The sequence below is a fragment of the Bacillus sp. JJ1474 genome, assembly GCF_036965225.1.
GTDB lineage: Bacteria > Bacillota > Bacilli > Bacillales > Cytobacillaceae > Cytobacillus.
Genome location: NZ_JBALPC010000211.1, coordinates 1 through 2,488 on the forward strand (window position 1 = coordinate 1; position 2,488 = coordinate 2,488).

The following is a 2,488-nucleotide window of genomic DNA, read 5'->3' on the forward strand; positions in this document are numbered from 1 at the left end:
AATCATCGTAGTATTGGATAAAATCAACGATTTGCTTAAACAACTTCTAAAAATGAAATCAAGTGAATTCCTTAAGTTGGATAAGAAAAAGCCGCCAATATCAGCCTGTTCTTAAAGTAAAGTACCCTATTCAACAATCTGGCCCTATAATGGAATAAGACCTAAATTCATTCATTCCTATGCTCAGTATAGAATTTAATTTCATTTTGATAATGTTTAAGATACCCCCTCATTCATCAGCTTTCGAATAACAAGGTCACCTCCACTCTCTTTTTTCTTTTATTTTTTTTCAAAACCCTTCTAATTGATAAAAAACCATTTCTAATTAATCTACTTTCAAATCCTTTAACGCATGATTCAAAAATACAGTATAACATTCGTTTTATACGGCTAGTGTGCTGGGATGTTGAATCATAGTGTGCTTTTCACCAGTTTCAGAAGAAGAAATGGTTGTAAACACCGATTATGATTCACGGTCAAACTAACGTGCAGTAATGATCCTGTATTTCATGACAATTAATATGAACGATTTCAAAGAAAGGTACGTCTTATCTACGGATAACAGAAATGCTTGTAACTAAAAGGAGGAGTATGGATTGAAAAAAATTATAAGTATGTTTTTCATAGTGGGGTTGTTTCTTTTCCCACTTACAACTTTTGCCGAAATGAAACAGGTTCCCTCAGGCTTAAAGGTGGATCAACTTGAGGAGACAGTTGATCATATAATGGAGAAGTATATTAGAACGGAAATTCCTGGTGCATCCCTAGCTATAGTAAAAGATGGTAAAGTCCTATTATTAAAGGGGTACGGATTGGCTGATATAGAGCAAGAGCTAGCGGTCGATCCGGAGAAAACAGTCTTTGAAGCCGGATCGGTATCTAAGTTATATACATGGAGTGCTGTTATGCAGCTAATGGAGCAGGGAAAGTTAGATTTAAAAACTGATATTCGCGAATACTTACCTGAAAACTACCTTAACCTCACATTTCCAGATAAAGTTACTATGTTGGATTTAATAAACCATACAGCGGGATTCGAGGATAAAGCAGATCAGCTGCTAACGACTGATCCAGAAAAAGTGATTCCACTAGAAAAATTTTTATCATCGGAATATTATCAACCAAAGCAAGTATTTAAACCAGGCACAGTTATAGCTTATTCAAACTATAGTACTTCGTTGGCAGGGTTAATTGTGGAACGTGTGTCAGGAAAAAGTTATGCCGATTATATGCAGGAAAATATTATTGAAAGGCTTGGAATGCCGCATTCAACCTTTGCAACAAACTATCTTGAGATTCCTAAAATCGCTGATTTTAAAGGGAAAAGCTATCGAAAAAATGGTGATCACTTTGAGGCTGTTGATTGGGCATTTGTAAATGATGCTCCAGCAGGTTCTTTAAATACGACAGCAGCGGACATGGCTCAATTTATGATCGCACAGCTTGGTTCGGAGAACAATTCATTATTCGAGCATATGAGCACTTTGGAAAAAATGCATGAACAAACATATCAAGTTCATGAGCTTTTACCAGGAAATGCTCATGGATTTTGGGAGCGATATAGTGGGGAGTATCGGTTACTTGAACATGGTGGGAATGTCATTGGGTATACCTCACAACTGACTCTTGTTCCGGAAGAAAAGTTTGGATATGTGCTACTAATGAATGTGGCGAATGAGATGACAGGATTAAGAGTTGATTTAGTTGATAAATTAATTGGAAAAAATGAACCTATTGAACATGGGGAAAAAAGTGAGAATGACGAGGTTGTTCAAGGCACTTATCGAATGGCAAGGGGACTGTACACCAACTTTTTAAAGCTTTTACCGATTGTGGGCAATATTGATGTCACCATTCAAAAAAATCCTCAAGGAGGGATCAACTTTATATCAACGATGGCACCTGAGCCGATCCACTATATTGAAACAAGCCCACTGCTCTATGAACGTGCTGAAGATACACTCACTTTATTAGATAAATCAGGCATAGATACAAGCCGAATCGCTTTTGACTTGGATGATAAAGGGAATGTGATAAAGATGTCACATGGAGTAATCAGTGATTACCTGCCTGTAAAACTAAAGGAGCGTGTGGACATAAACCTAGCGATCATTTTGATTAGTGTAATAACGTTTATCCTCTATACAATCGTTTTCGCCGTTAGATGGGGAGTAAGGAAATTAAAGAAGAAAGAGAAAGGAAACTTGCATTGGTCTACGCCATTATTATCTGGTGCGGGACTCTTAGTAATAGTAAATAGCATCATCCTATTTAGTCGTTTTACGTCCGATCCATTTCAACCATTATCGCAAATGCGTATTCATGTGTGGATAAATTGGTTATTCCCTATAATGACTGTAGTTTGTGCCTATTTCATCTTTAAACATTTTAAAAATAGTAAGATATTTGGTAAAATAACGCAATTACTTTTGCTTTTCGTTTGTTTTATTTTCAACTTATTTCTTCTCAATTTCTACTTAATTTAATC

The 2,488-nt window shown here is 36.1% G+C and carries 1 protein-coding gene; it reads left to right on the forward strand.

Features of this window, described 5'->3' with window-relative positions:
- Positions 1-596 precede the first annotated feature (596 nt).
- A complete protein-coding gene (locus tag V7164_RS22045) occupies positions 597-2,486 on the forward strand; it encodes a serine hydrolase domain-containing protein (protein WP_335355238.1) in 1,890 nt (629 codons plus the stop codon).
- Positions 2,487-2,488: the final 2 nt, after the last annotated feature.